This window comes from Rhodanobacter sp. sgz306013 (assembly GCF_057031145.1).
Map to the genome: position 1 here is coordinate 644,242 of NZ_JBXCIJ010000001.1, position 24,433 is coordinate 668,674.

Genomic DNA, 24,433 nt, shown 5'->3' on the forward strand with positions numbered 1-24,433 from the left:
CCGGGGGCCTGCCCGCTTTCACACGCTCACCCGCCGGACCCGGCGCAGGCCGGCCCCGGCTGCGCATGTCATGGCACGGGGTGCCCCTTGCTCGCCATCCAGATGGCGTACCAGTCCTCCGCTTCGAGCTTCACGCCCAGCGCCGCAACGGCGTCGCGCAGTCCGTCGATGCGACCCGTGCCGGTGATCGGATGCGGCCGCGCGGGATGGCGCAGGATCCAGGCATAGGCCAGCGTGGCGAGGCTGGTACCGAGGCGCGCGGCGATGGCGACCATCTCGCGGCGCACGCGCACGGCCTGTTCGTCCTCGCCGCCGAACAGCCGGCCGCCGCCCAGCGGCGACCAGATCATCGGGCGCAGGCCGAGTTGCTGGGCCTGGTCCAGCGTGCCGTCGTCCAGCGCATCCATCGCCAGCGGCGACAGCTCGACCTGGTTCGTCGCGAGTGGGTGGTGCGCCTGCAGCAGCGCGAACTGGCTGGTCGTGTGGTTGGACACGCCCCAGTGCGCCACCTTGCCTTCGCCCGTCAGCGTGCGGAACGTCTCCGCCAGCGCGGCGGCATCCATCAGGTAGTCGGGACGGTGGATCAGCACCAGATCCAGTTGCTCGGTGTGCAGGTTGCGCAGCGACTGCTCCACCTGCGCGCGCACGTAGGCGGCCGAGGTGTCGTAATAGTTGATCCGGTAGGGCCGGCTGGCCGAGCGCAGGCGGATGCCGCACTTGGTGACGAGCTGCATGCGCCGGCGCAGCGTCGGTGCCGCCCGCAGGGCTTCGCCGAACAGCGTTTCGGCCCGGTAGTCGCCGTAGATGTCCGCGTGGTCGAACGAGGTGATGCCGAGCTCCAGCGCCTGTTCGATCCAGTGCACGCGTCCGGCCACGTCGAGATTCCAGTCGCGGATGCGCCAGAGGCCGGCAACGATCGGGGAGAGCGCGAGGTCGGGACGGGATGGGGTCGGCGGGGTCATGGCAGGCTCGCTGGGAGGGGAAACAGGGGGGAATCAGACCATCTTGGTGCGTTTCCACCACGAGGTGACCCGTTCCTCGCGCACCAGGGTGAACAGCCCCGCACCGAGGATCATCACGATACCGGCCAGCATTGGCCAGTCGAGCCGGTCGCCGAACAGCCAGTAGCCGAAGGCGATCGCCCACAGCATCTGGCTGTACTGGGTGGGCGCCACGCGGTTGGCGTGGGCGAGCCGGGTGGCGTACATCAGCAGCACGCCGGCCAGCGCGGCGAGCAGGCCGTAGCCGGCCAGCAGGCCCCATTGCGCCAGGTCCGGCCATACGAAGTGCGGCAGCATCAGCACGCCGCCGGCCACCAGCGGGCCGACCGCGCCGGCGCCGTACAGGCTGATGCGCTTCTCGTCGCCCCCGGCCATGCGCAGTGCCACCATCGACCCCGCCGCGGCGACGCCGCAGGCGATCGCCGCGAAATGGCCCAGCCCCAGGTGGCGGAAGCCGGGGCGCAGCACCACCAGCACGCCGGCGAAGCCCACGAACACCGCGGTCCAGCGCCGCCAGCCCACGTGTTCCCCGAGCAGCAGCACCGAGAGGATGGTCACGAAGATCGGCATCAGGAAGATCATCGAGAACACCTCGGCCATCGGCAGCAGGGTGAACGCGGTGACCGAGGCGATATTGCCGACCGCGCCGGCCAGGGCGCGCACCCACCACAGCGTCGGCCGGCGCGCGGCGAACAGGTCATGCCAGCGGTCGCCCTTGTCCATGATGAAGGGCAGGGCGGCCAGGCCCATGGCGGCGCCGATGCACACCGATTCGTACGGCGGCACGCTGCCGTGCAGGGCCTTCACGAAGGCGTCGCTGATCGCGTAGGCCGCGAAACTGGCGAAGCCCAGCAGCACACCCTTGATCATGGGGTTTCCGTGTGGCGTGGGAGGGGCTCGCATGATCGCACGACCGTCTGCTGCGCCCCGCCATGACCGGCACGGGCCACCCCGGGTAGAATCCCGGGTTTCCCTGTTCGCACTGGAACGCCCATGGCTGCCGCCCGCCTGAACCCGCTCGACCTGTACGACGTCCGCTCGCTGCTCACCGACGAGGAGCGCATGGTGCAGGACACCGTCGGCCGTTTCGTCGACGAAAAGGTGCTGCCGATCATCGGCGACTGCTTCGACCAGGCGCGCTTCCCCGGCGAACTGGTTCCGGAAATCGCCAGCCTTGGCCTGCTCGGCGCCACCATCCCCGAGAAGTACGGCTGCGCCGGCATGAGCGGCGTCAGCTACGGCCTGATCTGCCAGGAGCTGGAGCGCGGCGATTCGGGCCTGCGCAGTTTCGCGTCGGTGCAGAGTTCGCTGGTGATGTACCCGATCTACGCCTACGGCAGCGAAGCGCAGAAGATGGAGTACCTGCCGAAGATGGCGGCGGGCGAGATCATCGGCTGCTTCGGCCTCACCGAACCGCATGGCGGTTCCGATCCGGCCAACATGAAGACCCAGGCGAAGAAGGACGGCGGCGACTGGGTCATCAACGGCGCCAAGATGTGGATCACCAACGGCAATCTCGCGCAGGTCGCCGTGGTGTGGGCGCAGACCGAGGACGGCATCCAGGGCTTCATCGTGCCCACCGACAGCAAGGGCTTCACCGCCCAGCAGATCCACAAGAAGATGAGCCTGCGCGCCTCGGTCACCAGCGCGCTGTTCCTCGACAACGTGCGCGTGCCGGACGCCAACCGCCTGCCCAACGTGAAGGGCCTGAAGGGGCCGCTGGGCTGCCTGACGCAGGCCCGCTACGGCATCACCTGGGGCCCGATCGGCGCCGCGCAGGCCTGCCTGAAGGAAGTGATCGACTACACGCAGGAGCGCGTGCTGTTCGGCCGCCCGCTCGCTGCGAACCAGGCGATCCAGCTCAAGCTGGCCGACATGGCCCGCCGCATCACCACCGCGCAGTTGCTCTCGCTGCAGCTCGGCCGCCTGAAGGACGCCGGCGCCATGCAGCCCACCCAGGTGTCGCTGGCGAAATGGAACAACTGCCGCATGGCCATCGACATCGCGCGCCAGTGCCGCGACATCCTCGGCGGCGCCGGCATCACCACCGAGCACGGCGCGATCCGCCACGCGCTGAACCTGGAATCGGTGATCACCTACGAGGGCACCGAGACCGTGCACGAGCTGGTGGTGGGCCGCGAGCTGACCGGCATCAACGCGTTCTGACCATCAACGCCCTCTCCCCTGCGGGAAGAGGGCAGGGGTGAGGGCCGCTCTTGCGATGGCGCCCGCTCGAAAGGGTCTTGGCGCCGGCGAGCCGCAAGCATGAACCCTCATCCCAACCTCTCTCCCGCTGGGAGAGGGGCTTCCAGGAGCCCGAGTCTTGCGCGTTCGCGACATTTACATCGAGATCGATGGCTCGGTCCTGCGCATGGGTTGCGACGCATGAGCCACATCCCGCCCGCGCTGTTCGTCGCGCTCGCCGAGCTGGTGCCGGATCTGCACGTGCACTGTGCGGAGCCCTGGTGCCTGATCGGCAGCACGGCGGCGCGCCTGCTCGGCGCCGAGGTGGACGTGGCCGACGTCGATGTGCTGGTCTCGCGGGCCGATGCCGAGACGCTGGCGACATTGTGGGCCGACCGTCGCGACACCCTGCACGAGCCGGCCGACAGCGACCGCTTCTGTTCGCGTTTCGCCCGCTTCCGCTTCCCCGGCCTGCCGGTGGAGGTGATGGGCGGGCTGGAACTGGACCAGGGCAACGGCTGGCAACCCGTGTCGCCGGGGCGACTGGTACTGGCCGGCGTACAAGGCATGGCCGTGCCGGTGCCCTCGCTGGACGAGCAGATCCGCATCCTCGAATCCTTCGGCCGCGACAAGGATCGCGAGCGCGCTACCGCCTTGCGCCGCCTGCGCCAGCCATCCGCGCTTCCCATCGTTTCCTCTTCCTGACGGCCGCACAGCCGCTTACCGACACGACACTGCCATGACCACCACGCCAGCCCCCATCGCCGCCCGCCACAAGGGCTTCAACCGCGCCGAGATCGTCGACCAGAATTTCACCGAGTTCGTGCAGCTGCGGCAGGGCGACGTGCACGCCGCGCCCCGCGACGACGCGCCGGTGCTGCCGGGCAGCGCGCTCGACGCGCGGGGGTTCCGCGAGTTGCTGGAATCGCAGCTGATCTCGCGTCACCTGGATCTCATGGCACGCGTGCTGCGCGTGCAGAACAAGGTGTTCTACACCATCGGATCGTCCGGCCACGAAGGCAACGCGATGGTGGCGCGGCTGACCCGCCACACCGACCCGGCCTTCCTGCACTACCGCAGCGGCGGCTTCATGGCCGAGCGGTTCCGCAAGCTGCCGGGCATGGATCCGGTGATGGATTCGGCGCTGTCCTTCGCCGCCAGCAAGGACGACCCGGCCTCCGGCGGTCGCCACAAGGTGTGGGGCAGCAAGCCGCTCTGGGTGCTGCCGCAGACCTCGACCATCGCCTCGCACCTGCCCAAGGCGCTGGGCACGGCGATCGCCATCGACCATGCGCGACGCATAGGCCACAGCTTGCCGATTCCCGACGACTCCATCGCGATCTGTTCGTTCGGCGACGCCTCCAGCAACCACGCCACCGCGCAGACGGCCTTCAACGCAGCGGCGTGGACGGCTTACCAGAAGCTGCCCGCGCCGGTGCTGTTCGTGTGCGAGGACAACGGCATCGGCATCTCGGTGAAGACGCCGACCGGCTGGGTGGCCAGCAACTTCCAGTCGCGCTCCAACCTCGATTATTTCTATGCCGACGGCCTCGACCTCGCCGAAGGCTACGCCCAGGTGCAGCGCGCGGTGGAGCACTGCCGCAGCACGCGCCGCCCCACCTTCCTGCACCTGCGCACCACCCGCATCATGGGCCACGCCGGCACCGACTTCGAGATCGAGTGGCGCAGCATCGAAGAGCTGGTGGCGGTGGAGGCGAGCGATCCGCTGCTGCGTTCGGCCGCCATTGCGCTGGAGTCGGGCCTGTACACCAAGGACGCGCTGCTCGAACTCAACGAGACCATCCGCAGGCGTTGCTTCGCCGCCGCCGAGGAAGCCGACCGCCGTCCCAAGCTGGAGCGCCTCGACGACGTGATGAAGCCGCTGGCGCCGTATACGCCGACCAAGGTGAAGGCCGAGGCCGAGCGCGCCGACTACGCCGAGGCGCGCCTCAAGGCCTTCGGCGGCGCGGACAAGCTGCCGGAGAACCAGCCGCCGCGCCATCTCGCCATCCAGATCGGCCAGGCCCTGCACGACGTCATGGCCAAGTATCCCGAGTCGCTGCTGTTCGGCGAGGACGTGGCGCAGAAGGGCGGCGTGTACACGGTCACCAAGGGCTTGCACAAGGCATTCAAGAACACCCGCGTGTTCAACACCTTGCTGGACGAGACCGTCATCCTCGGCCTCGCCCAGGGCTACGCCAACATGGGCATGCTGCCGATCCCGGAGATCCAGTACCTCGCCTACTTCCACAACGCGGGCGACCAGATCCGCGGCGAGGCGGCCAGCCTGCAGTTCTTCTCCAACGACCAGTACCGCAACCCGCTGGTGATGCGCGTGGCGTCTCTGGGCTACCAGCGGGGCTTCGGCGGCCACTTCCACAACGACAACTCGATCGCCGCGCTGCGCGACATCCCCGGCCTGGTGGTGGGCTGTCCCTCGCGCGGCGACGACGCGGCCACCATGCTGCGCACGCTCACCGCGCTGGCCAGGGTGGACGGCCGCGTCTGTGCCTTCCTCGAACCGATCGCGCTGTACATGACCAAGGACCTCCACGAGGCCGGCGACGGGCAGTGGCAGTTCGCCTATCCCGCGCCGGGCGAGGCGATGACGCTGGGCGAGGGCCGCGTCTACAACGAGAAGGCGAAGGACCTGGTGGTGTTTACCTTCGGCAACGGCGTGCCGATGGCGCTGCGCGCCGCGCGAACCATCGAGGCCGAGCTGAAGTGGAAGGTGCGCGTGGTCGACCTGCGCTGGCTGGCGCCGCTCAACGACGCCTTCATCGCCGCGCAGGCGAAGGATGCGAAGCGCATCGTCGTGCTGGACGAGGGCCGCAAGAGCGCCGGAGTGGGCGAGGGCGTGATCACCGCCATCGTGGAAGCCGGCCTCGGCGCCACGCCGCTGCAGCGCGTGGTGGGTGCGGACACCTTCACCCCGCTAGCCGGCGCCGCCTTCCTGGTGCTGCCGGGCGAGGCGGACGTGGTGGCGGCGGCGCGCAAGCTGGCCTGACCGCCATCGTGTAGGAGTGCACCCTGTGCGCGAAAGCTCCTGGCTTCGATCCAGCACCAGAGCCTTCGCGCACAGGGTGCGCTCCTGCGAAAAGCCGGCTCAGCCGGCGAAGCCGCCCGCATCGAGGAATGCCTGTTCCCCGGCCGTGGTCTCGCGGCCGAGCACGGCGTTGCGGTGCGGGAAGCGGCCGAAGCGTGCGATCACGTCGTGGTGGATGCGCGCGTACCTGGCGTAGTCGCCCAGTCCTTCGCACAGCGCCATCGAACGATCCTGGTCGGCCAGCGTCTCGCTGTGCTCGAACGGCAGGTAGAAGAACACACGCAGCGCCGGCTCCACCGCGCGGTCGTGGCCGCGCGCCACGGCCTGCTTCGCGAAGGCCAGCGCCAGCGGGTCGGTGGCGAACATGTGGGCGGTGCCGCGGAAGGCGTTGCGCGGGAGCTGGTCGAGCAGGATCAGCAGCGCCAGCGCGCCATCGGCCTCGTCCAGCCAGCGGTCGAGCTCGCGCCGCGCCGCGGCCATGTGCGTGTCGAGGAAGCGCGCGGTGAAGCTGCGGTCGAACGCATCGTCCTTTTCGAACCACTTGTCGGGTCCGGCCTCGCGCCAGAAGCGGACGACGTCCTGCGGCTGATGGCTTGCGGTCATGGCGTGCCCGTCGGTGAGGTAATGCGCCATCGTCGCACAGTGCCAGTCGTCACCCCCGCGCGGCCCGCGGCTGGTGCTAAGTTGGGGAAATCCCCAGCCGTCCGCAGGTGCCGCCATGTCCCTCGCTTCGTCCGTGCGTCCGCCACGCGCCCAATGCCGCCTCGCCCTGGCCGTCTCGCTGGCGCTCGCTGCCGGCACCGCCGGCGCCCAGGTATCGCGCAGCACGCAGGTGCCGGTGCCGCAGGACACGCCGTATCCCGGCACTATCGCCATCCACGTCGATGCCAGCGACACGCGGCAGGGCATCTTCCGCGTGCACGAAACGATTCCGGTCGAGCCGGGCAAGCTGACCCTGCTGTATCCGGAGTGGATCCCGGGCAACCATTCGCCCAGCGGCCCGATCGCGATGCTGGCAGGCCTGAAGCTCAGCGCCAACGGCAAGCCGGTCGCGTGGAAGCGCGACAAGTACGACGTGTACGCCTTCCACCTGGATGTGCCAGTGGGCGCCACCACGCTCGATGCGGATTTCCAGTACCTCTCGCCGCGCGACGGCGGCTATGAGATGACCGACCGCATGCTGATGCTGGAATGGGACAAGGTGTCGCTCTATCCGGCCGGCCACTACAGCCGCGACATCCGCTTCGCGCCCAGCGTGACCCTGCCGCAGGGTTGGCAGTTCGGCAGCGCGCTGGAACGTGCCGATGCAAGCCAGGCGTCGCCGTCCGGTACACGCACCGCGTTCAAGCCGGTGAGCTACAACACGCTGGTCGATTCGCCGATGTACGCGGGCCGCTACTTCAAGCGCGTGGACCTGAACCCCGGCGGCAAGGCGCCGGTGCACCTCGACGTCGTGGCCGACGAACCGAAGTACCTGGAGATGACGCCGGAGCAGCTCGAGGAACACCGTGCGCTGGTGACCCAGGCGGTGAAACTGTTCGGCTCGCACCACTACGACCACTACGACTTCCTGTTCTCGCTGTCCGACCAGCTGGCCGGCAATGGCCTGGAGCACCACCAGTCCAGCGAGGACGGCATGGGCGCCGACTACTTCACCGCCTGGAGCGACGACGCGCCGAACCGCGACCTGCTGGCGCACGAATACGTGCATTCGTGGAACGGCAAGTTCCGCCGCCCGGCCGACCTCTGGACGCCGAACCTCAACGTGCCGATGGGCGACTCGCTGCTGTGGGTATACGAGGGCCAGACGCAGTACTGGGGCTACGTGCTCACCGCGCGCGCCGGCCTGTGGACGCCGGAGCAGTTCCGCGACGCGCTGGCGATGACGGCGGCCAACTACGACCGCAACCGTCCCGGCTTCCAGTGGCGCACGCTGGAGGACACCACCAACGACGCCACCGCCGCGCACCGCTCCGGGCTGCCGTACCGCAGCTGGCAGATGAGCGAGGACTACTACTCGGGCGGCCAGATGCTGTGGCTGGCGGCGGACGCCAAGCTGCGCGAGCTCACCCACGGGAAGAAATCGCTGGACGATTTCGCGCAGGCCTTCTTCGGCGTGGACGACGGCAGCTTCGTCACGAAGACCTACACCTTGGATGACGTGGTCGCCGCGCTGGACGGCGTGGCGAAATACGACTGGGCTGCGTTCCTGCGCGCCCGCGCCGACGCGCTGGATCCGCCGCTGCTGGACGGCCTCGCCGCCACCGGCTGGAAAATGGTCTACACCGACCAGCCCAGCGCCTACGAGAAGCAGTACGACAGCCGGCCCGAGTCCCCGCGCCACATCTACAACTTCGCCTGGTCGATCGGCCTGACCCTCACCAAGAGCGGCGAAGTCAACGACGTGCGCTGGGGCGGTCCCGCCTTCAAGGCCGGCGTCAGCACCGGCGCCACCCTGGTGGCGGTGAACGGGCAGGCCTATTCGTCCGACGCGTTGAAGGCGGCGATCGTGGCGGCCAAGGGCGGCGGTGCGCCGATCCAGCTGTTGCTGAAGTTCCAAGGCAACGTGCAGACGGTGCCGGTGGACTACCACGGCGGCCTGCAATACCCGCACCTGCAGCGCATCGCCGGTACGCCGGACTACCTCGACCAGATCATTGCGGCGCGCAAATAGCGCCGCGCCCTCACGGCGTCGGGGTGGCGCTTGCGCCCCCGCCGCCGGGATTCCAGTGGAACACCTCGTCCAGCCGCTTGCCGAACACATCGGCGATGCGGAACGCCACTTCCAGCGACGGCGAATAGCGTAGGCGATGGCCTGCGCGCTCTGTATCGCGCCGGGCCTCCCGCGGGCAACGGCAGCGCCGGGCGTTCGGCACCTTGCGCGGCTTGTCGATCGGTCGTCGCGTCATTCGTCGTCCAGACGAACGCCGCGTGCCTCGCGGCGTCGATACCCACAGGAGAGACGTGATGCGATTCCTTTCGATGGTGCGGATCAACGAACGCAACGGCCAGAAACCCAGTGCAAGACTGATGGAAGACATGGGCAGGCTGATGGCCGAGATGACGACGGCCGGTTCGCTGCTGGACACCGCCGGGCTGCATCCGACGTCAGAAGGCAAGCGAGTGCGCCTGTCGCGGGGCCGGCAGACGGTGACTGATGGCCCGTTCACCGAGGCGAAGGAGGTGATCGGAGGCTACGCGATGCTGCAGGCTGCCTCGATGGACGAGGCACTGGCGCTGACTCGCCGCTTCCTGGATGTTCATGGCGACGAGTGGGAGATCGAGTGCGAAGTGCGCCAGGTGATGGAGCCCTGCCCAGAGGCGTAAGGCTCAGTGTTCGACGAGGCGTTTCAGGCGCAGCAACGCCTGATCCCATTGCGCCGCGATCGCGTCCAGCGCGCGGCGCGCCTCGGCCAGCCGCGACGGTTCCAGCTCCCACTGTCGTTCGCGCCCCTGCCAGCTGTCGCGTACCAGCCCCGCGTCCGCCAGCACCTGCAGGTGCTTGGTGACAGCCTGGCGGGTGATCGCGGTGCCTGCGGTGAGCTGCGCGATCGACAGCGCGCCGCCGGCACACAGGGCCGCAAGCAGGCGCAGTCGCGTGGGATCGCCCAGCGCGGCGAATAACGGCGCGTTCTTCTGCCAGGCGGCTTGTTTCAGCATGGCGCGCTCAGCGACCAGCCAGGTAGTTGCGGATGTTCTGCATCTGCTCGTCCCAGCCGCCGCTGTTCATGCGGAAGGCCTCGGCGCGACGCGCCAGCGGGATGTGGTCGAAGCCGGACTCGACGAGGCGCAGCAGGATGCCGTCGGCGTGGTCTTCCAGCGTGAATTCCACCAGCGTGGTCGGTTCCTGCGAATAGTCCGCGGCGGGGTCGACCGCGTAGGGGTGCCAGCGATACGCGAACAGATGCTCGGGCTCGATCCGCTCGACCTGCACCTCGCACACCAGGTGCTCGTAGCCGGGGTAGGTGATGTGGCCGCGGGAGGTTTCGCCGGTGACGAAACGCTGCCCCTTCAGGTTCACTCCGAACCAGTCGCCGAAGCTTTCGGCGTCCACCAGGGCGTGCCAGACCTTGCCGCGCGGCGCGCGCAGCAAGATTTGCCGCTCGATGCGATCGGTGCTCGCATTCATGTGGATTCTCCGAAGCGTGACAGGATGCAACCGATGGGTTGCATATTGCCACTACATCAGTGGAAATGCAACTTCATGGTTGCCCGATCCAGGCGGGCGGAATCAGGCCTGCGCTTCCGCTGGCCGCACCCGCAAGCCGGTCATGTAACGCAGTGCCACCAGCATCGCGGCCAGTCCCGAGGCGGCGCCCACGCCCAGCGCCCAGCGCGGCCCGAAGTGGTCGGCGATCCAGCCGACGATGGGCGCGCCGATCGGCGTGCCGCCCATTGCCACTGCGATGCGCAGCGCCATCACGCGGCCGCGCATCGCCGGTTCCGTGGTGAGCTGCATCAGGCTGTTGGTGCCGGTGGCGAACACCAGCGCGGCGAGGCCGGTCAGCACCAGGGCGGCGGCGAACAACCCTTCGTCCGGCGCCATGGCGGCCAGCGCGCAGCCCATGCCGAACGCCGCGGAGGCCGCGCACAGCACGGCCATGCCAGGCTGGCTGCGGTACGCCGAGTACAGCGCGCCGCCCACCGACCCGATGGCGAACGCGGAGGTGAGCAGGCCGTATTGCCCGGCACCTCCGTGGAACGCGGTGAGCGACATGGTGGAGATGAAAATGGGGAAATTCAGGCCGAACGTACCGATCAGGAACAACATCACCAGCACGGCCATCAGGTCGGGCCGCCCCCATACGTAGCGGAAGCCCTCGGCAATGCCGCCGGGTTTGCGCGCCTTGCGCTCGCCTTGGTGCAACCGCTCCACGCGCAGCAGCCTCAGCGAGGCCAGCACGCCGGCGAACGAGGCCGCGTTGATCAGGAACACCCAGCCGCAGCCCACGGCGGCGATCAACAGGCCGGCCACGGCCGGGCCGATCATCCGCGCGGCGTTGAACGAGGTGGAGTTGAGCGCCACCGCGTTGGCCAGGTGCTCGTCGCCCACCAGCTCGTTGACGAACACCTGCCGCACCGGCGCATCAAACGCTGAAACGCAGCCGAGCAGGAAGGCGAACACGTACACCTGCCACAGCGTGACCAGGCCGGCGACCGTCACCAGCCCCAGGCCCAGCGCCAGCAGGCCCAGCGCGGCCTGCGTGGCGATCAGGAGCCTGCGGCGGTCGAGGCGGTCGGCGGCGTAGCCGCTCCACGGCAACAGCAGCAACTGCGGGCCGAACTGCAGCGCCATCACCACGCCCACCGCGCTGGCGTTGTGGCGGGTGAGTACGGTGAGCACCAGCCAGTCCTGCGCCACCCGCTGCATCCAGGTGCCGACGTTGGACACCAGCGCGCCGCCGGCCCAGACCCGGTAGTTGCGGATGCACAGCGAACCGAACATGCCGGAGCGGCTCGCGCTCACGTGCGCTCCACCGTGTTGCCGCCGTTGAAGCGGCCGAAGTGGCGTGCCATGCAAAGGCTCAGCAGCAGCGCACCGGCGAACGCCGTGGCCATGCATGCGACGTCGTGCGTGTCGAAATTGCCGACGCGCGCCAGCAGCGCGTAGCCAAGTGCGAGGTTGAGGAAGCCCCACCACACGTTCGTCACCGAGGACGAGAGCCCTTCGCCGCGCGGCCTGGCGAAAGGGCTCTGGAACGCGCGCCCCATCAGCCCGCTGACGGCGTGAGGCACGGCGTTGGCGAGCAGGGCTCCACCGAAGAACCACGACACGTAGTGGAGCCAGGGCATGGGTTGCTTCCTCCTCAGCCGCGGGAGCGCACGAGCAGGTCGATGACTTCGGCCACGCTGCCGGTCTCGCCCAGCCGCGGGAAGATGCGCGCCACGCTGTTCTCGTGCGCGTCGGCGTTCATGTCGGTCATCGCGTCGATGGCGAGGGTGACGTTGTAGCCTAGCTCGTAGGCTTGGCGTGCGGTGGACTCCACGCCGATGCTGGTGGCCACACCCACGATCACCACCTGGGTCACGCCGAGTTTCTGCAGGTGTTCGTGCAGGTCGGTGTGCGCGAAGGCGCCCCAGCTGCGCTTGGTGACGCGATGGTCGCCCGCCTGCGCATCCAGCGCCGGAACCAGTTCGGCCCAGTCCGGCGGCAGGTCGCCCATGCGCCTCGGCTGCTCGCTCCGGCCGGGCGCGCCGCCCGACACGTTCACCAGCACCACCGGTGCGCCGTGTCGGCGGAAGGCTTGCGTGATTTCCACCATGCGATCGATCACGCCGGCCATGGGGTGCGCGCAGGACAGCTGGACGATGCCCTTCTGGATATCGATGACGACCAGGGCGGTCCTGGGGTCGAGCGTGGTCAGTGCCATGGGAGGGCCTTGTAACGAGGGGGGGAAGCGGCTCAGTCGCTGGCGAGCCGCTTGAGCAGTTCGACGCCACGGGCGAGGGCGTCCTGTTCGCCGGCGTTGAAACGCTCGCGGATGGCGTGGAACAGCCAGTCCTCGCGCGCCGTGCGGATGGTGCGGATCTTTTCGTGCGCGAGCGAAGTCAGCGACAGCAGGGTGCGCCGCCCGTCGCCTGGGTCGGGCGTGCCCTCGACCAGCGCCAGCGCCTGCATGCCGGCCACCGTGGCGCCCATCGACTGCGGCCGGACGTTTTCGGCGCGGGCGAGTTCGCTGACCGTGGCACTGCCGTGGCGATCCAGGTGGATCAGCACCGCGATCTGCGACAGGGTGAGCCCCTCGACGCCGACCTTCTCGCGCAGTTGGCGCTTCAGCTTGCCGATCAGGCCGCGCAGTTCGCGTGCGGTGGCCTTGGCCTGGGCGACGCGCGGGTCGGGGCGGACGGTCTTCATGGCGCGGATGCTACGCCATGTACAGCTAAACTGCAAAGGTAAACTTCATATCTCGGCGATCGGGCGGGATGGCTTGCGCAGCGCTTCCGGGTCGAACCGCTTGATTTCAAAACTTCTTGGTTTAGTATTTCCAGACCTTGGCCGCCGCACGGTGGCCAGCGAGACGCTGGAGGCAGGCATGAATGCAGTGGCACAGGCAGCGGACGACGACATCCTCGTCGTGCGCGGGCTGGACAAGGTGTATCCGGGCGGCTTCCGGGCGCTCAAGCCGATCGACCTCGCGATCCGCCGCGGCGAGATCTTCGCGCTGCTCGGACCCAACGGCGCCGGCAAGACCACGCTGATCAGCATCATCTGCGGCATCGTCAACCTCGGCGCCGGCAGCATCACGGTGGACGGCCACGATGTGGTGCGCGACTGGCGCGCCAGCCGCTCGCTGGTCGGCCTGGTGCCGCAGGAGCTGAAGACCGACGCGTTCGAGACGGTGTGGAACACGGTGCGCTTCAGCCGCGGCCTGTTCGGCAAGGCGCCGGACGATGCGTACATCGAGCGGCTGCTGAAGGAGTTGTCGCTGTGGGACAAGCGCGACAACAAGATGCTGATGCTCTCCGGCGGCATGAAGCGGCGCGTGATGATCGCCAAAGCGTTGTCGCACGAACCGCGGTTGCTGTTCCTCGACGAGCCCACCGCCGGCGTTGACGTGGAGCTGCGCCGCGACATGTGGGCGATGGTGCGGCGGCTGCGCGAGAGCGGCGTCACCATCGTGCTCACCACGCACTACATCGAGGAGGCCGAGGAGATGGCCGACCGCGTGGGCGTGATCAACAAGGGAGAGCTGATCGTGGTGGAGGAAAAGGCCGCGTTGATGCACAAGCTCGGCCGCAAGCAGCTGCGCCTGCAGCTGCACGATCCGCTGGACGCGGTACCCGATGCGCTGGCGTCGCACCGGCTGGAACTGGCCGCCGGCGGCAACGAGCTGGTCTACAACTACGACACGCAGGGCGAGCGCACCGGCATCACCACACTGCTGGCCGACCTCGCCGCCGCCGGGATCCGCTTCCGCGACCTCAGTACGCGGCAGGACACGCTGGAGCAGATCTTCCTCCAACTGGTGAAGGAGAATGCCGCATGAACTGGTATGGCATCCGCGCGATCTACCGCTTCGAAATGGCCCGCACCGGGCGCACGCTGATGCAGAGCATCGCCTCGCCGGTGGTCTCCACCTCGCTGTACTTCGTGGTGTTCGGCTCCGCGATCGGTTCACGCATAACCAGCGTGGACGGAGTCAGCTACGCCGCCTTCATCATTCCCGGCCTGGTGATGCTGTCGCTGCTGATGCAGAGCGTCTCCAACGCCTCGTTCGGCATCTACTTCCCGAAGTTCGTGGGCACCATCTACGAGGTGCACTCGGCGCCGCTGTCGTTCCTGGAGATCGTGCTCGGCTACGTGGGCGCGGCCGCCACCAAGGCGGTGATCGTGGGGCTGATCATCCTGGCTACCGCGCGCCTGTTCGTGGACTACTCGATCGCCCATCCGCTGGTGATGGTGGCCTTCCTGCTGCTGACCACGATCACCTTCAGCCTGCTCGGCTTCATCATCGGCATCTGGGCGGACAATTTCGAGAAGCTGCAGGTGGTGCCGCTGATGGTGATCACGCCGCTCACCTTCCTCGGCGGCAGCTTCTACTCTGTCCACATGCTGCCGCCGTTCTGGCAAAAGGTGACGTTGTTCAACCCGGTGGTTTACCTGGTCTCCGGTTTCCGCTGGAGCTTCTACGGCCTGGCCGACGTCGGCGTGAGCATCAGCCTCGTCGCCACGCTGGCCTTCCTCGCACTGTGCCTGGCCGCGGTGTGGTGGATCTTCAAGACCGGCTACCGGCTGAAGGTCTGAGTGTGGTTGCTCCGCGACTGAACGATTCGGCCGCGGGCGAGTCGAAAGCGGATCGAGACGACGGCGTGGAGGTGGACGGTGACGTACCGGCGCAAATCGGGCAGCAGCGGCTGGGTACCGGCGGTGATCGCAGTGGCGGCCATCGCCGCGGTGGGAGGCTACGTGGCGTGGCGCGCTGCTCAACCGGGCCAAGGTGCCGGGCCGGCACCGGCGTCCACCGCTACCGCCGCATCGGGCACGCCGGCGCCAGCGCCGGCGGCCACCATCCGGCATCCGATCGCGCAGGCCGCCGTGCCGGCCTCCGCTTCCACCGCGCCGCTGCCGGCGCTGGTCGACAGCGACGCCAGCGTGCGTTCGGCACTGGTCGCGCTGGGTGGCGACGGGCTGCAGGACCTGCTGTTGCCGCAATCCGTCGTGAACCACATCGTGGCTACTGTCGACGCGTTGCCGCGGCACGAGCTGGGCAGCAGTTTCATCCTGCCGCTGCGCACCCCGCACGGAGCGTTCCGGACTACCGAGACCCAGGGCATCCTCACCGTCGACGCGGGCAATGCCGGACGCTACGCGCCCTACATGGCCATCGTGCAGCACGCCGATCCGCAGGCGCTGGTGGCGTGGTACGTGCACAGCTACCCGCTGTTCCAGCAGGCCTGGCGCGAACTGGGTTACCCCAAAAGCTATTTCAACGACCGGCTGATCGTGGCGATCGACGACATGCTGGCCGCGCCCACACCCGCGCAGCCGCCCGCGCTGCAGCTGGAGAAAGGGCGCTACGTCTACGTCGATCCCGCACTGGAGTCGCTGTCGGTGGGGCAGAAGCTGATGCTGCGGCTGGGGCCGGCGAACGAAGCCGAACTCAAGGCCAGGCTGCGCACGATCCGCGACCTGCTGACAGCGCGACCGCCATCGACCGCACCGGCGCATTGACGAGCCGGCGCACCGGGCCAGGAGCCCGGTCACGGCCGCCGCGCGAGCTGCGTGTAGACGGTGCGCCGGCTTTCAGTCGGTTTCGCAGAGTTTGGCGCGGCGTGCGGCCTCGTCGGCGCGGCGCGAATGCGTTTCCGAATGCCACGACACCAGCGCAGGCGGAGTCACGGGCGGGCGCTGCGGTGTCGGTACCACGGGAGTCTTTCCGGCGAGCATCCCTGCGACCCTCGATGCTCCACGTTCCACTGCGGAGCGGGTCAGCGGCATGTGCATGCTTTACCCCTCGGTCGCCCCTGCGCGACCGTCGGCAGCACTCTAACCGCATTCGCACTGCCTGCACAATTGCCTCCCGTCGGCTGTGCGTGCCATCACAGGTTGCAGGGCGCGGCAGGGCGTATCCCCCTTTGCCGGACACAAGCGGTGGGAAGCCCTGCAGGCTGGCAAAATCGGTGCCCCGGTGACGAGTGCCATGAGCCAGCCACACCCATCCCAGCATGACCTGTTCGGCGGCGGGCCCGTGCCCGCCGTGACCGTCCATCGCCTGTTCCTGGCCTTGTTGCCGGACGAACACGTGCGTGCCGCCCTGGCACGGACGGCGGCCAGCTTGGGCGCCCGGGCGGGGGCGGGCGCCGGTTGGGTGGATCCGCAGCGCTACCACGTCACGGTGCATTTCCTCGGCGACCACGCGTCGCCGCGTCCCGATCTCGTGGCGGCGACGGAGCGCATCGCCGGCCAGCTGCACGGCGCGGCCTTCGAGTGGACGCTGGACCGCGTGCGCAGCTTCCGTGGCCGGCGTCCGCCGCGCGTGCTCTGTGCCAGCGTGTCGCCCGAGCCCTTGCAGACGCTGTGGGCGAGCTGGCGCGAGGCCCTGCTGCGCTCGGTGCCGGGACTGCGGCTGGAGAGCAGCTTCGTGCCGCACGTCACGCTGGCCTACGGCCGGGAATGGCTGCCGGAGGCAGAAATCGAGCCGGTGCACTGGCGGGTAAGTGGGCTTGCGCTGATCCAGAGCGCGCCCGGACAGCACGACTACCGCACACTGGCGAGCTGGCCGCTGGGGGACTGAGGGCCTGTACCAGAGGTCATGGCCACGCCATGCGCGGATAGGGCGCACAATGCGCCTCCCCATCGCTGAAAACGGAGTTCGTCATGCGTACGACCGTTCTTGCCGCGTTGCTCGCGCTCTCCCTTCCAGCGATGGCCGCTGCGCCGCCCGGCAAGCAGGCCGCACCCGCCTATGTCACCGCCGCGATCAACGATCCCGCGCGCGCCGCCGATCGCCACGACGATGCACGTCGCAAGATCGCCGCGGTGATGAGCTTCACCCAGGTGAAACCCGGCGGCACCGTGATCGAGCTGGTACCTGCCAGCGGCTACTGGACGCGGGTGTTCAGTGCCATCGTGGGGCCGCAGGGCCATGTCTACACCGTGTGGCCGGACGAGATGGCGAAGTATTCGGCCAAGGACTATGCGAACTGGCAGCAGCTGATCACCACGCCGCACTACGAGAATGTCAGCCTGCTCAAGCGGCCCGCTGCCCAACTCGGCGTGCCGGCCAAGGCTGATCTGGTGTTCACCGCGCAGAATTACCACGATTACCACGATCCGTTCATGGGGCCGGTGGACATGGCCAGGTTCGACAAGCAGGTGTTCGACGCGCTCAAGCCCGGCGGGGTGTTCGTGGTGATCGATCACATGGCGCCGGCCGGCTCGGGCCTGGCCGACACCGACACCTTGCATCGCATCGATCCCGCCGTGGTGAAGAAGGAGGTGGAGGGCGCCGGCTTCGTCTTCGACGGCGAGAGCGACGCGCTGCTGAATCCCAAGGATCCGCTGACCAACAAGGTGTTCGATCCGTCGATCCGCGGCCATACCAGCCAGTTCATCTATCGCTTCCGCAAGCCCGCCAAGTAGCGGGATGCCGCAAGCGGACCATGGATGTCCCGCACCCGGCCGATCCTTTCATGACCGGCCGGCATCGGGAAGCGACCCTGCAGCCCGGTGCATCTTGCGAGCTACCATCGCCATATGCACCGGCTGCACTTTGACAACACGTTTCTGCGCGAGCTCCCCGCCGATCCCTCCGATGCCCCCGGTCCGCGCGAGGTGGCGGGTGCACTGTATTCCTTGGTGATGCCTACGCCCGTGGCCGCGCCACGGCTGCTCGCCCATTCGACGGAGATGGCCGCGGCGCTGGGCTTCGACGCCGGCGATCTCGCCGACCAGGCTTTCGCCCAGGTATTCGGCGGCAGTGCGATGCTCCCCGGCACGCAGTCCTGGGCGGCGAACTACGGCGGCCACCAGTTCGGCGTGTGGGCGGGCCAGCTCGGCGACGGCCGCGCGATCTCGCTGGGCGAGGCGGTCACCGACGGCGGCAGGCGCTGGGAACTGCAACTCAAGGGTGCCGGCCCCACGCCGTATTCGCGCGGCGCGGACGGCCGCGCGGTACTGCGCTCCTCGATCCGCGAATTCTTGTGCAGCGAGGCGATGCACCATCTCGGCATCCCGACCACACGCGCGCTGTGCCTGGTCGGGACCGGCGAGGAGGTCGTGCGCGACTTGCTTTACGACGGCCATCCGCACGCGGAACCGGGCGCCATCGTCTGTCGCGCGGCGCCGTCGTTCATCCGCTTCGGGAGCTTCGAGTTGCCCGCGTCGCGCGGCGACACGGCGCTGCTGCGGCAGCTGGTGGATTTCACCATCCGCCGCGACTTCCCGCAGCTCACGGGGCAGGGCGATACCTTGTACGGCGACTGGTTCGGCGAGGTCTGCGCGCGCACCGCGCGCCTGATGGCCGACTGGATGCGGGTGGGTTTCGTGCATGGGGTGATGAACACCGACAACCTCTCCATCATCGGCCTCACCCTGGACTACGGCCCATATGGCTGGGTCGACGACTACGATCCGGACTGGACGCCGAACATCACCGACGCGCATCGCCGCCGCTATCGCTACGGCCAGCAACCGAACGTGGCATGGTGGAACCTGTCCCGGCTTGCCGGCGCCCTGGCGCCGCTGTTCGGGGACATTGCCCCGCTGCAGGCCGGCTTGGACCGCTACGCGGCCGTCTACGCCGGGGCGGATCGCGCCAACACCGCCGCCAAGCTCGGCCTGGCCGCATGCCGCGACGAGGACGTGGCGCTGATGCAATCGCTGCGGTCGCTGCTGCACGAAGCCGAGGTGGACATGACGCTGTGGTTCCGCGGCCTCGTCGATTTCGATCCGCGATGTCCCGGACCGGAACCGCTGCGCGAGGCGTTCTATGACGAGGCGAAACGGCAGGCGCACGGGCCGGCCTTCGCGGACTGGCTGGCACGCTACGCCGCCCGCCTCACCAACGACCCGCTACCCGCCGACGAGCGCCGGTCCCGCCTGCGCGCCGCCAACCCGCGGTACGTTCTGCGCAACTACCTCGCCCAGCAGGCGATCGAGCGCGCGGAGCAGGGCGACTGCGGCGGCGTCCACGAGTTGCTCGACGTGCTGCGCCAGCCCTATGAGGATCAGCCCGACCGCGAAGCGTTCGCACGCAGGCGTCCCGACTGGGCGCGGCACAAACCCGGCTGTTCGATGCTCTCGTGCAGCTCCTGAGGGTGGCGCGTGTCCGCCAGGCTGGCCTCAGCTGGGCCGCCGTGCGCCCAGCAGCACCAGCACCTCCTGCGCGCTGCGGATGCGTTCGCTGGCGCCGGGCAGGTCGAGGGTGATGCGCAGCTTGTCCTGGCCGTCCAGCTTGTACACGCGCGGCAGGCGTTGGATCAGCTTGATGATCGCCATCGGGTCGACCTCGGGCTTGTCGCGGAAGGTGATGCGCCCGCCGTTGGCGCCGAAATCCAGCTTGCGGATGCCCAGCGGCGTGGCCATCAGCTTCAGGCCGGACAGCGCGAACAAGGTCTTGGTGGGTTCGGGCAGCAGGCCGAAGCGGTCGATCATCTCCACCTGCAGGTCGCGCAGCTGGTCGTCGTTGCGCGCGCTGGCGATGCGCTTGTACAGCGTCAACCGCGCGTGCACGTCGGGCAGGTAGTCGTCCGGGATCAGCGCCGGCAGGTGCAGCTCGACCTCGGTCTCGTGTTCGCTGGACAGGTCGAAGTCGGGTACCTTGCCGCTCCGCAGCGCGCGCACGGCGCGGTCCAGCAGCTCGGTGTAGAGGCCGAAGCCGATCTCCTGGATCTGGCCGGACTGCTCGTCGCCCAGCAGCTCCCCGGCGCCGCGGATTTCCAGGTCGTGCGTGGCGAGGGTGAAGCCGGCGCCGAGTTCCTCCAGCGAGGCCAGCGCCTCGAGGCGCTTTTCGGCGTCGGCGGTGATCGCCTTGCGGTCGGGCACGATCAGGTAGGCGTAGGCGCGGTGGTGCGAGCGGCCCACGCGGCCGCGCAGCTGGTGCAGCTGGGCGAGGCCGAAGCGGTCGGCGCGGTCGATGATGATGGTATTGGCCGTCGGGATGTCGATGCCGGTCTCGATGATGGTGGTGCACACCAGCACGTTGAAGCGCTGGCGGTGGAAGTCCGCCATCACGCGTTCCAGCTCGCGCTCGGCCATCTGGCCGTGGGCCACGCCGATGCGCGCCTCGGGCACCAGTTCCTCCAGCTCGCGCGCGGTGCGTTCGATGCTCTCCACTTCGTTGTGCAGGAAATACACCTGGCCGCCGCGCTGCAGCTCGCGCTGGAACGCCTCGCGGATGGTGGCCGGGTCCCACGCCGAGATGAAGGTGCGCACGGCCATGCGGTGCGCCGGCGGCGTGGTGATCAGCGAGAGGTCGCGCAGCCCGCTCATCGCCATGTTCAGCGTGCGCGGGATCGGCGTGGCGGTCATGGTGAGCAGGTCGACCTCGGCGCGCAGCTTCTTCAGCTGCTCCTTCTGGCGCACGCCGAAGCGCTGCTCCTCGTCGACGATCACAAGGCCCAGGTTCTTGAACCTGATGTCCGGCTGCAGCAGCTTGTGCGTGCCCACGATCACGTCGATCTGGCCGTCGGCAAGGCGCTTCAGCGCCTCGTTCACTTCCCTGGTCGACTTGAAGCGTGACAGCACGTCCACTTTCACCGGCCAGTCGGCGAAGCGGTCGGCGAAGTTGCGGTAATGCTGCTGGGCGAGCAGGGTGGTGGGCACCAGCACGGCCACCTGCTTGCCGGCGGTGGCGGCGGCGAAGGCGGCGCGCAGGGCCACTTCGGTCTTGCCGAAGCCCACGTCGCCACAGATCACGCGGTCCATCGCGCGCGGCGCGGCGAGGTCGCGCAGCACGGCGTCGATGGCCTGTTCCTGGTCAGGCGTTTCCTCGAACGGGAAGCTGGCGCCGAATTCCTCCACCAGCTGGCGGTCGATGGACAGCGATTCGCCGCCGCGCGCCTCGCGCTGCGCGTAGATGGCCAGCAGTTCGGCGGCCACGTCGCGCACCTTCTCGGCGGCCTTCCTACGCGCGCGCTCCCAGGCATCGCCGCCCAGCGAGTGCAGCGGCGCGAGCTCCGGCGCGGTGCCGGAGTAGCGGCTGACCAGGCCGAGTTGGGCCACCGGCACGTAGAGCTTGTCGCCCTTGGCGTATTCGATGACCAGGAACTCGCCTTCCATGCCGCCCAGTTCCATCGACAGCAGGCCCTGGTAGCGGCCCACGCCATGGTCCACGTGCACGATGGGCGAGCCGACGGAGAGTTCGGTGAGATCGCGGATGATCGCATCCGGATCGCGCGCCGCGCCGCGGCGCCGGCGGCGTTCGGTGCGCACGCGCTCGCCGAACAGCTCGCGTTCGGTGAGCACGGTGAGCGCGGGCTTCGTCAGCGCGAAACCCTGTTCCAGCGGGGCGATGGTGATGGCGAATTTCGCTCCCTCCTCGCCCCCTCCTGCCTGCGCGGGACGGAGGAACGCCGGCCAGCCGTCGACGTTTTCCGGCTTGAGCCCCGCGCCCGCCAGCATCTCCAGCAGCGCCTCGCGTCGCCCCGCCGAATCGGCGGCGACCAGCAAGCGGCCGGGGTAGTTCCCAAGGAAGCGGCGCAGCGAGGTGCCCGGCTCCTCGCCCTTGCGGTTCAGCGGCAACTCCGGCGCCGGTTGCGTGCCGGCGTCCACTGCGTGTGCGTGGCCACTCTCCACCACTTCCACGCGCAGGCGCTTGTTCAACTGCCCGCGCAGCTGCTCGGGCGAGAGGTACAGCTCGGCCGGCGGCAACACGGGACGCTCGATGTCGTGGGCGCGCTGGTCATAGCGCTCGGCGGTCTGTGTCCAGAACGCCTCGCTGGCTTCGCCCGAGCCCTCGCCGAGCACGAACAGCGCGTCATCGGCGAGGTAGTCGAACAGCGTCGAGGTGCCTTTCCCTTCCTGCGGATCCTCCGCGACACCCCGCACGTCCATGTGCGGACTCTTCACAGGGAAAAACAGCGGCAGGTAGTACTCGATGCCGCCGGGCGTGACGCCTTCCTTCATGTCCTGGTACAGCGGGCAGTGGCGCACATCGATGGGGAAACGTTCGCGCAGGGCGTTGCGGAAGTCCTTCGCCGCCGTATCGGTGAGCGGAAACTCGCGCGCAGGCAGCAGCTCCACTTTCTCCACCGTTTGCGCGGAGCGCTGGGTCTCCGGGTCGAAGCTGCGAATGGAATCGACCTCGTCGTCGAACAGCTCGATGCGGTAGGGCTGGTCGGTGCCCATCGGGTAGATGTCGATCAGCGCGCCGCGCACGGCGAAGTCGCCGGGCTCGGCCACCTGCGGCACGTTGCGGTAGCCGCTGGCCTCCAGCCGGCGCTGCTCGGTGGCAAGGTCGAATTTCTGCCCTTTCGCCACCACCAGGCCGGAGCCTGCGATGTGCGAGCGCGGCGCGATACGCTGCATCAGCGTGGCCACCGGCACCACCAGGACGCCGCGCCTCACCCCAGGCAGGCGGTACAGCGTGGCGATGCGCTGCGAGACGATTTCCGGGTGGGGGCTGAATGCGTCGTAGGGCAGGGTTTCCCAGTCCGGGAAATGCAGCACTGGCAGGTCGCCGGCGAACAGGCGCAACTCGTCCTCCAGCGCCGAGGCGCGCTGGGTGTCGCGGGTCACCGCGACCAGCAGGCCTTCGTGCGAGCGTGCCGCCTCGGCCAGCAGCAGGGCACGCGCGGAGCCGTGCGGTGGCGTCCAGTAGCGGCGCTGTTTCGGATTGGTGGGAAGCGGGGGATGCGGGATCGGGGTGGGCATGGACACGTTTGCGCTGGAGGCGCGAAGGTCGGGCCGCGCCGGGAAAGCGCCCAAGTGTAGCGTGCCGCACCGGCGCCTCTCCCGTTTGCGGGAATGGCGCCGGTGCGAGGGGGCTTTTACAGCCGCAGCATGATCTGCGCCGTGCCCGGCTCGTCGGGCATCAGGTGCTGGGCGAAACCGAGTTCCCGGCACAGTTCCAGCATCGGGCGGTTTTCCAGCAGCACGTAGCCCCAGATCTCGGCGAGGCCGCGCCGGCGGCAATCGTCGACCAGGCGCTGCATCAGCAGTGCACCGAGGCCGATGCGGCTCCAGTCGTGTTCCACGAGCACCGAGAATTCGGCGCTGTCGGCCGACTCGTCCACGTAGATGCGGCCCACGCCGCGGACCTCGGCGGGGCGGACCGATTCGTCCATCAGCACCAGGGCGGTTTCGCGCGCCGGATCGATGGTGCACAGGCGCTGCGCCATCGGCAGGGGGAGTTCGGACATCGCGTGCAGGAAGCGACGGCGGATGTCCTCCGGCGACAGCCGGGTGAAGCAGCGTCGCAGCGCCGCGACGTCGCCGGGTTCGATCCCGCGCAGCCACAGCTCGCGGCCGTCGCGGCTGCGCATGCGCTCGCCGTGGGCGGTATGCACCGCGAGTGTGGGGGCATAGCGTTCGCGGCTGCGCGGGGGCAGCGGCGGGGGCGAGGTAGTCGAGCGCAGGCTGCCGGAGATCATCTCAATACTTCTGCGTATTGTGTGCAATGCAGCATGATCCGAATCCAGCGGAGGCACAAGTCCTTGCGCCGGTTTGCCGCAGTTGCGCAGGCCTTGCGGTTCAGGCTCAACCGCCGAGCACCGGCTTGCGCGGCCGCTTCGGGCCGGGCGCGGAACGCCGGCCCTGCGCCGCGTCGATCGCGTCGATCCAGCCGGCGCGTGAATCGGGAAAGGCGTCGGCGTAGGGCACGTAGGGCTTGATGTCGAGGATGGGCGTGCCATCCAGCAGGTCCACGCCGCGCACGCGCAGCGCGCGTTCCTCCACGGCGACCAGTTCCACCGCGGACAAGCCGATCGCATTAGGCCGGTGCGGCGAACGCGTGGCGAGCACGCCGCGCTTGCCGCCGCCCCGCGGGGGCCGTACCTGCGGCTTCCAGCCCTCGCTGCGGTGGAACGCGAAGATCAGCCAGATCCGCTCGAAACCGGCGAGGTCGCGGAACGCCTCGCCAGGCAGGCCGTCCACGAACTCGATGCGCGCCTCGACCTCGGCGCCGGTCGCGGTGCCCGCCACCACGGAGGGCTGGTGTGGCGCGTCGATGCGCCGCGCGTACGGCGAACGCACGTGGGCGATGGCGTGGGCGGTGAAGGGCTCGGCTTGCGACGTCGGCATGGTCGTGCATGCGGGCCA

General features: G+C 68.9%; 24 protein-coding genes. 11 read left to right on the forward strand and 13 right to left on the reverse strand.

From position 1 onward, the window contains the following. Positions 1-68 precede the first annotated feature (68 nt). The gene (locus AC2EWF_RS02875) at positions 69-962 is read right to left on the reverse strand and encodes an aldo/keto reductase (protein ID WP_483637843.1); all 894 of its coding nucleotides are present in this window, start codon (positions 960-962) and stop codon (positions 69-71) included. 33 nt (positions 963-995) lie between these two features. After that, complete coding sequence (locus AC2EWF_RS02880; RefSeq protein ID WP_483637844.1) at positions 996-1,871, reverse strand: DMT family transporter; 876 nt, start codon at positions 1,869-1,871, stop codon at positions 996-998. 123 nt (positions 1,872-1,994) lie between these two features. Between AC2EWF_RS02880 and AC2EWF_RS02885 the strand changes: the two genes are divergently transcribed. The 3 genes from AC2EWF_RS02885 (at position 1,995) to AC2EWF_RS02895 (ending at position 6,192) form a co-directional block, all read left to right on the forward strand. Further along, a complete protein-coding gene (locus AC2EWF_RS02885) occupies positions 1,995-3,167 on the forward strand; it encodes an acyl-CoA dehydrogenase family protein (RefSeq protein ID WP_483637845.1) in 1,173 nt (390 codons plus the stop codon). A 219-nt stretch (positions 3,168-3,386) separates the two neighbouring features. Next, complete coding sequence (locus AC2EWF_RS02890) at positions 3,387-3,890, forward strand: nucleotidyltransferase family protein (protein WP_483637846.1); 504 nt, start codon at positions 3,387-3,389, stop codon at positions 3,888-3,890. Between the two features lie 34 nt (positions 3,891-3,924). Next, positions 3,925-6,192, forward strand: coding sequence for a thiamine pyrophosphate-dependent enzyme (locus AC2EWF_RS02895; RefSeq protein WP_483637847.1), 2,268 nt, complete (start codon positions 3,925-3,927; stop codon positions 6,190-6,192). A 99-nt stretch (positions 6,193-6,291) separates the two neighbouring features. On the opposite strand, the gene AC2EWF_RS02900 is transcribed toward AC2EWF_RS02895, so the two are convergent. Then, the gene (locus AC2EWF_RS02900; RefSeq protein WP_483637848.1) at positions 6,292-6,834 is read right to left on the reverse strand and encodes a DUF924 family protein; all 543 of its coding nucleotides are present in this window, start codon (positions 6,832-6,834) and stop codon (positions 6,292-6,294) included. Positions 6,835-6,949: 115 nt separating this feature from the next. Here AC2EWF_RS02900 and AC2EWF_RS02905 point away from each other — a divergent pair, with 115 nt between their 5' ends. Beyond that, complete coding sequence (locus AC2EWF_RS02905; RefSeq protein ID WP_483637849.1) at positions 6,950-8,905, forward strand: M61 family metallopeptidase; 1,956 nt, start codon at positions 6,950-6,952, stop codon at positions 8,903-8,905. A 10-nt stretch (positions 8,906-8,915) separates the two neighbouring features. On the opposite strand, the gene AC2EWF_RS02910 is transcribed toward AC2EWF_RS02905, so the two are convergent. Beyond that, complete coding sequence (locus AC2EWF_RS02910) at positions 8,916-9,140, reverse strand: hypothetical protein (RefSeq protein ID WP_483637850.1); 225 nt, start codon at positions 9,138-9,140, stop codon at positions 8,916-8,918. Between the two features lie 58 nt (positions 9,141-9,198). Here AC2EWF_RS02910 and AC2EWF_RS02915 point away from each other — a divergent pair, with 58 nt between their 5' ends. Then, positions 9,199-9,558 carry a YciI family protein gene (locus AC2EWF_RS02915; RefSeq protein WP_483637851.1) on the forward strand — a complete coding sequence of 120 codons (360 nt, stop codon included), beginning with the start codon at positions 9,199-9,201 and terminating at the stop codon, positions 9,556-9,558. A gap of 3 nt (positions 9,559-9,561) precedes the next feature. Here the strand turns inward: AC2EWF_RS02915 and AC2EWF_RS02920 are convergent, their stop codons facing one another. The 6 genes from AC2EWF_RS02920 to AC2EWF_RS02945 all read right to left on the reverse strand — a co-directional run bounded on the left by AC2EWF_RS02920 (position 9,562) and on the right by AC2EWF_RS02945 (position 13,087). Next, on the reverse strand, positions 9,562-9,891 hold the full coding sequence (locus AC2EWF_RS02920) for an ArsR/SmtB family transcription factor (RefSeq protein ID WP_483637852.1): 330 nt from the start codon (positions 9,889-9,891) through the stop codon (positions 9,562-9,564). A gap of 7 nt (positions 9,892-9,898) precedes the next feature. Beyond that, complete coding sequence (locus tag AC2EWF_RS02925; protein WP_483637853.1) at positions 9,899-10,360, reverse strand: SRPBCC family protein; 462 nt, start codon at positions 10,358-10,360, stop codon at positions 9,899-9,901. A gap of 102 nt (positions 10,361-10,462) precedes the next feature. Continuing rightward, the gene (locus AC2EWF_RS02930) at positions 10,463-11,698 is read right to left on the reverse strand and encodes an MFS transporter (protein ID WP_483637854.1); all 1,236 of its coding nucleotides are present in this window, start codon (positions 11,696-11,698) and stop codon (positions 10,463-10,465) included. After that, the gene (locus tag AC2EWF_RS02935; RefSeq protein WP_483637855.1) at positions 11,695-12,024 is read right to left on the reverse strand and encodes a hypothetical protein; all 330 of its coding nucleotides are present in this window, start codon (positions 12,022-12,024) and stop codon (positions 11,695-11,697) included. The genes AC2EWF_RS02930 and AC2EWF_RS02935 overlap by 4 nt, the downstream gene beginning before the upstream one ends. Positions 12,025-12,038: 14 nt before the next feature. Next, positions 12,039-12,602 carry an isochorismatase family protein gene (locus tag AC2EWF_RS02940; protein WP_483637856.1) on the reverse strand — a complete coding sequence of 188 codons (564 nt, stop codon included), beginning with the start codon at positions 12,600-12,602 and terminating at the stop codon, positions 12,039-12,041. A gap of 32 nt (positions 12,603-12,634) precedes the next feature. Continuing rightward, positions 12,635-13,087, reverse strand: coding sequence for a MarR family winged helix-turn-helix transcriptional regulator (locus AC2EWF_RS02945; protein WP_483637857.1), 453 nt, complete (start codon positions 13,085-13,087; stop codon positions 12,635-12,637). Between the two features lie 178 nt (positions 13,088-13,265). Between AC2EWF_RS02945 and AC2EWF_RS02950 the strand changes: the two genes are divergently transcribed. From AC2EWF_RS02950 to AC2EWF_RS02975, 6 genes are all read left to right on the forward strand, one after another. Beyond that, a complete protein-coding gene (locus AC2EWF_RS02950) occupies positions 13,266-14,219 on the forward strand; it encodes an ABC transporter ATP-binding protein (RefSeq protein ID WP_483637858.1) in 954 nt (317 codons plus the stop codon). After that, positions 14,216-14,977 (forward strand): ABC transporter permease, encoded by a 762-nt coding sequence (locus tag AC2EWF_RS02955; protein WP_483637859.1) that lies wholly within the window; start codon positions 14,216-14,218, stop codon positions 14,975-14,977. Before AC2EWF_RS02950 ends, AC2EWF_RS02955 begins: the two co-directional genes overlap by 4 nt. Positions 14,978-15,055: 78 nt before the next feature. Beyond that, a complete protein-coding gene (locus AC2EWF_RS02960; protein ID WP_483637860.1) occupies positions 15,056-15,904 on the forward strand; it encodes a DUF3014 domain-containing protein in 849 nt (282 codons plus the stop codon). A gap of 469 nt (positions 15,905-16,373) precedes the next feature. Beyond that, entirely contained in the window at positions 16,374-16,967 is a 594-nt protein-coding gene (gene thpR, locus AC2EWF_RS02965) for an RNA 2',3'-cyclic phosphodiesterase (protein ID WP_483637861.1), read from the forward strand. An 83-nt stretch (positions 16,968-17,050) separates the two neighbouring features. Continuing rightward, positions 17,051-17,815 carry a class I SAM-dependent methyltransferase gene (locus AC2EWF_RS02970; RefSeq protein WP_483637862.1) on the forward strand — a complete coding sequence of 255 codons (765 nt, stop codon included), beginning with the start codon at positions 17,051-17,053 and terminating at the stop codon, positions 17,813-17,815. A gap of 114 nt (positions 17,816-17,929) precedes the next feature. Continuing rightward, entirely contained in the window at positions 17,930-19,489 is a 1,560-nt protein-coding gene (locus tag AC2EWF_RS02975) for a protein adenylyltransferase SelO (protein ID WP_483637863.1), read from the forward strand. Positions 19,490-19,516: 27 nt separating this feature from the next. Here AC2EWF_RS02975 and mfd read toward each other — a convergent pair whose 3' ends face one another. The 3 genes from mfd to tsaA all read right to left on the reverse strand — a co-directional run bounded on the left by mfd (position 19,517) and on the right by tsaA (position 24,415). After that, positions 19,517-23,047, reverse strand: a complete 3,531-nt coding sequence (mfd, locus tag AC2EWF_RS02980) for a transcription-repair coupling factor (RefSeq protein ID WP_483637864.1) — start codon at positions 23,045-23,047, stop codon at positions 19,517-19,519. Between the two features lie 116 nt (positions 23,048-23,163). Further along, a complete protein-coding gene (locus tag AC2EWF_RS02985; protein WP_483637865.1) occupies positions 23,164-23,766 on the reverse strand; it encodes an N-acetyltransferase family protein in 603 nt (200 codons plus the stop codon). 106 nt (positions 23,767-23,872) lie between these two features. After that, positions 23,873-24,415 carry a tRNA (N6-threonylcarbamoyladenosine(37)-N6)-methyltransferase TrmO gene (gene tsaA / locus AC2EWF_RS02990; protein ID WP_483637866.1) on the reverse strand — a complete coding sequence of 181 codons (543 nt, stop codon included), beginning with the start codon at positions 24,413-24,415 and terminating at the stop codon, positions 23,873-23,875. Positions 24,416-24,433: the final 18 nt, after the last annotated feature.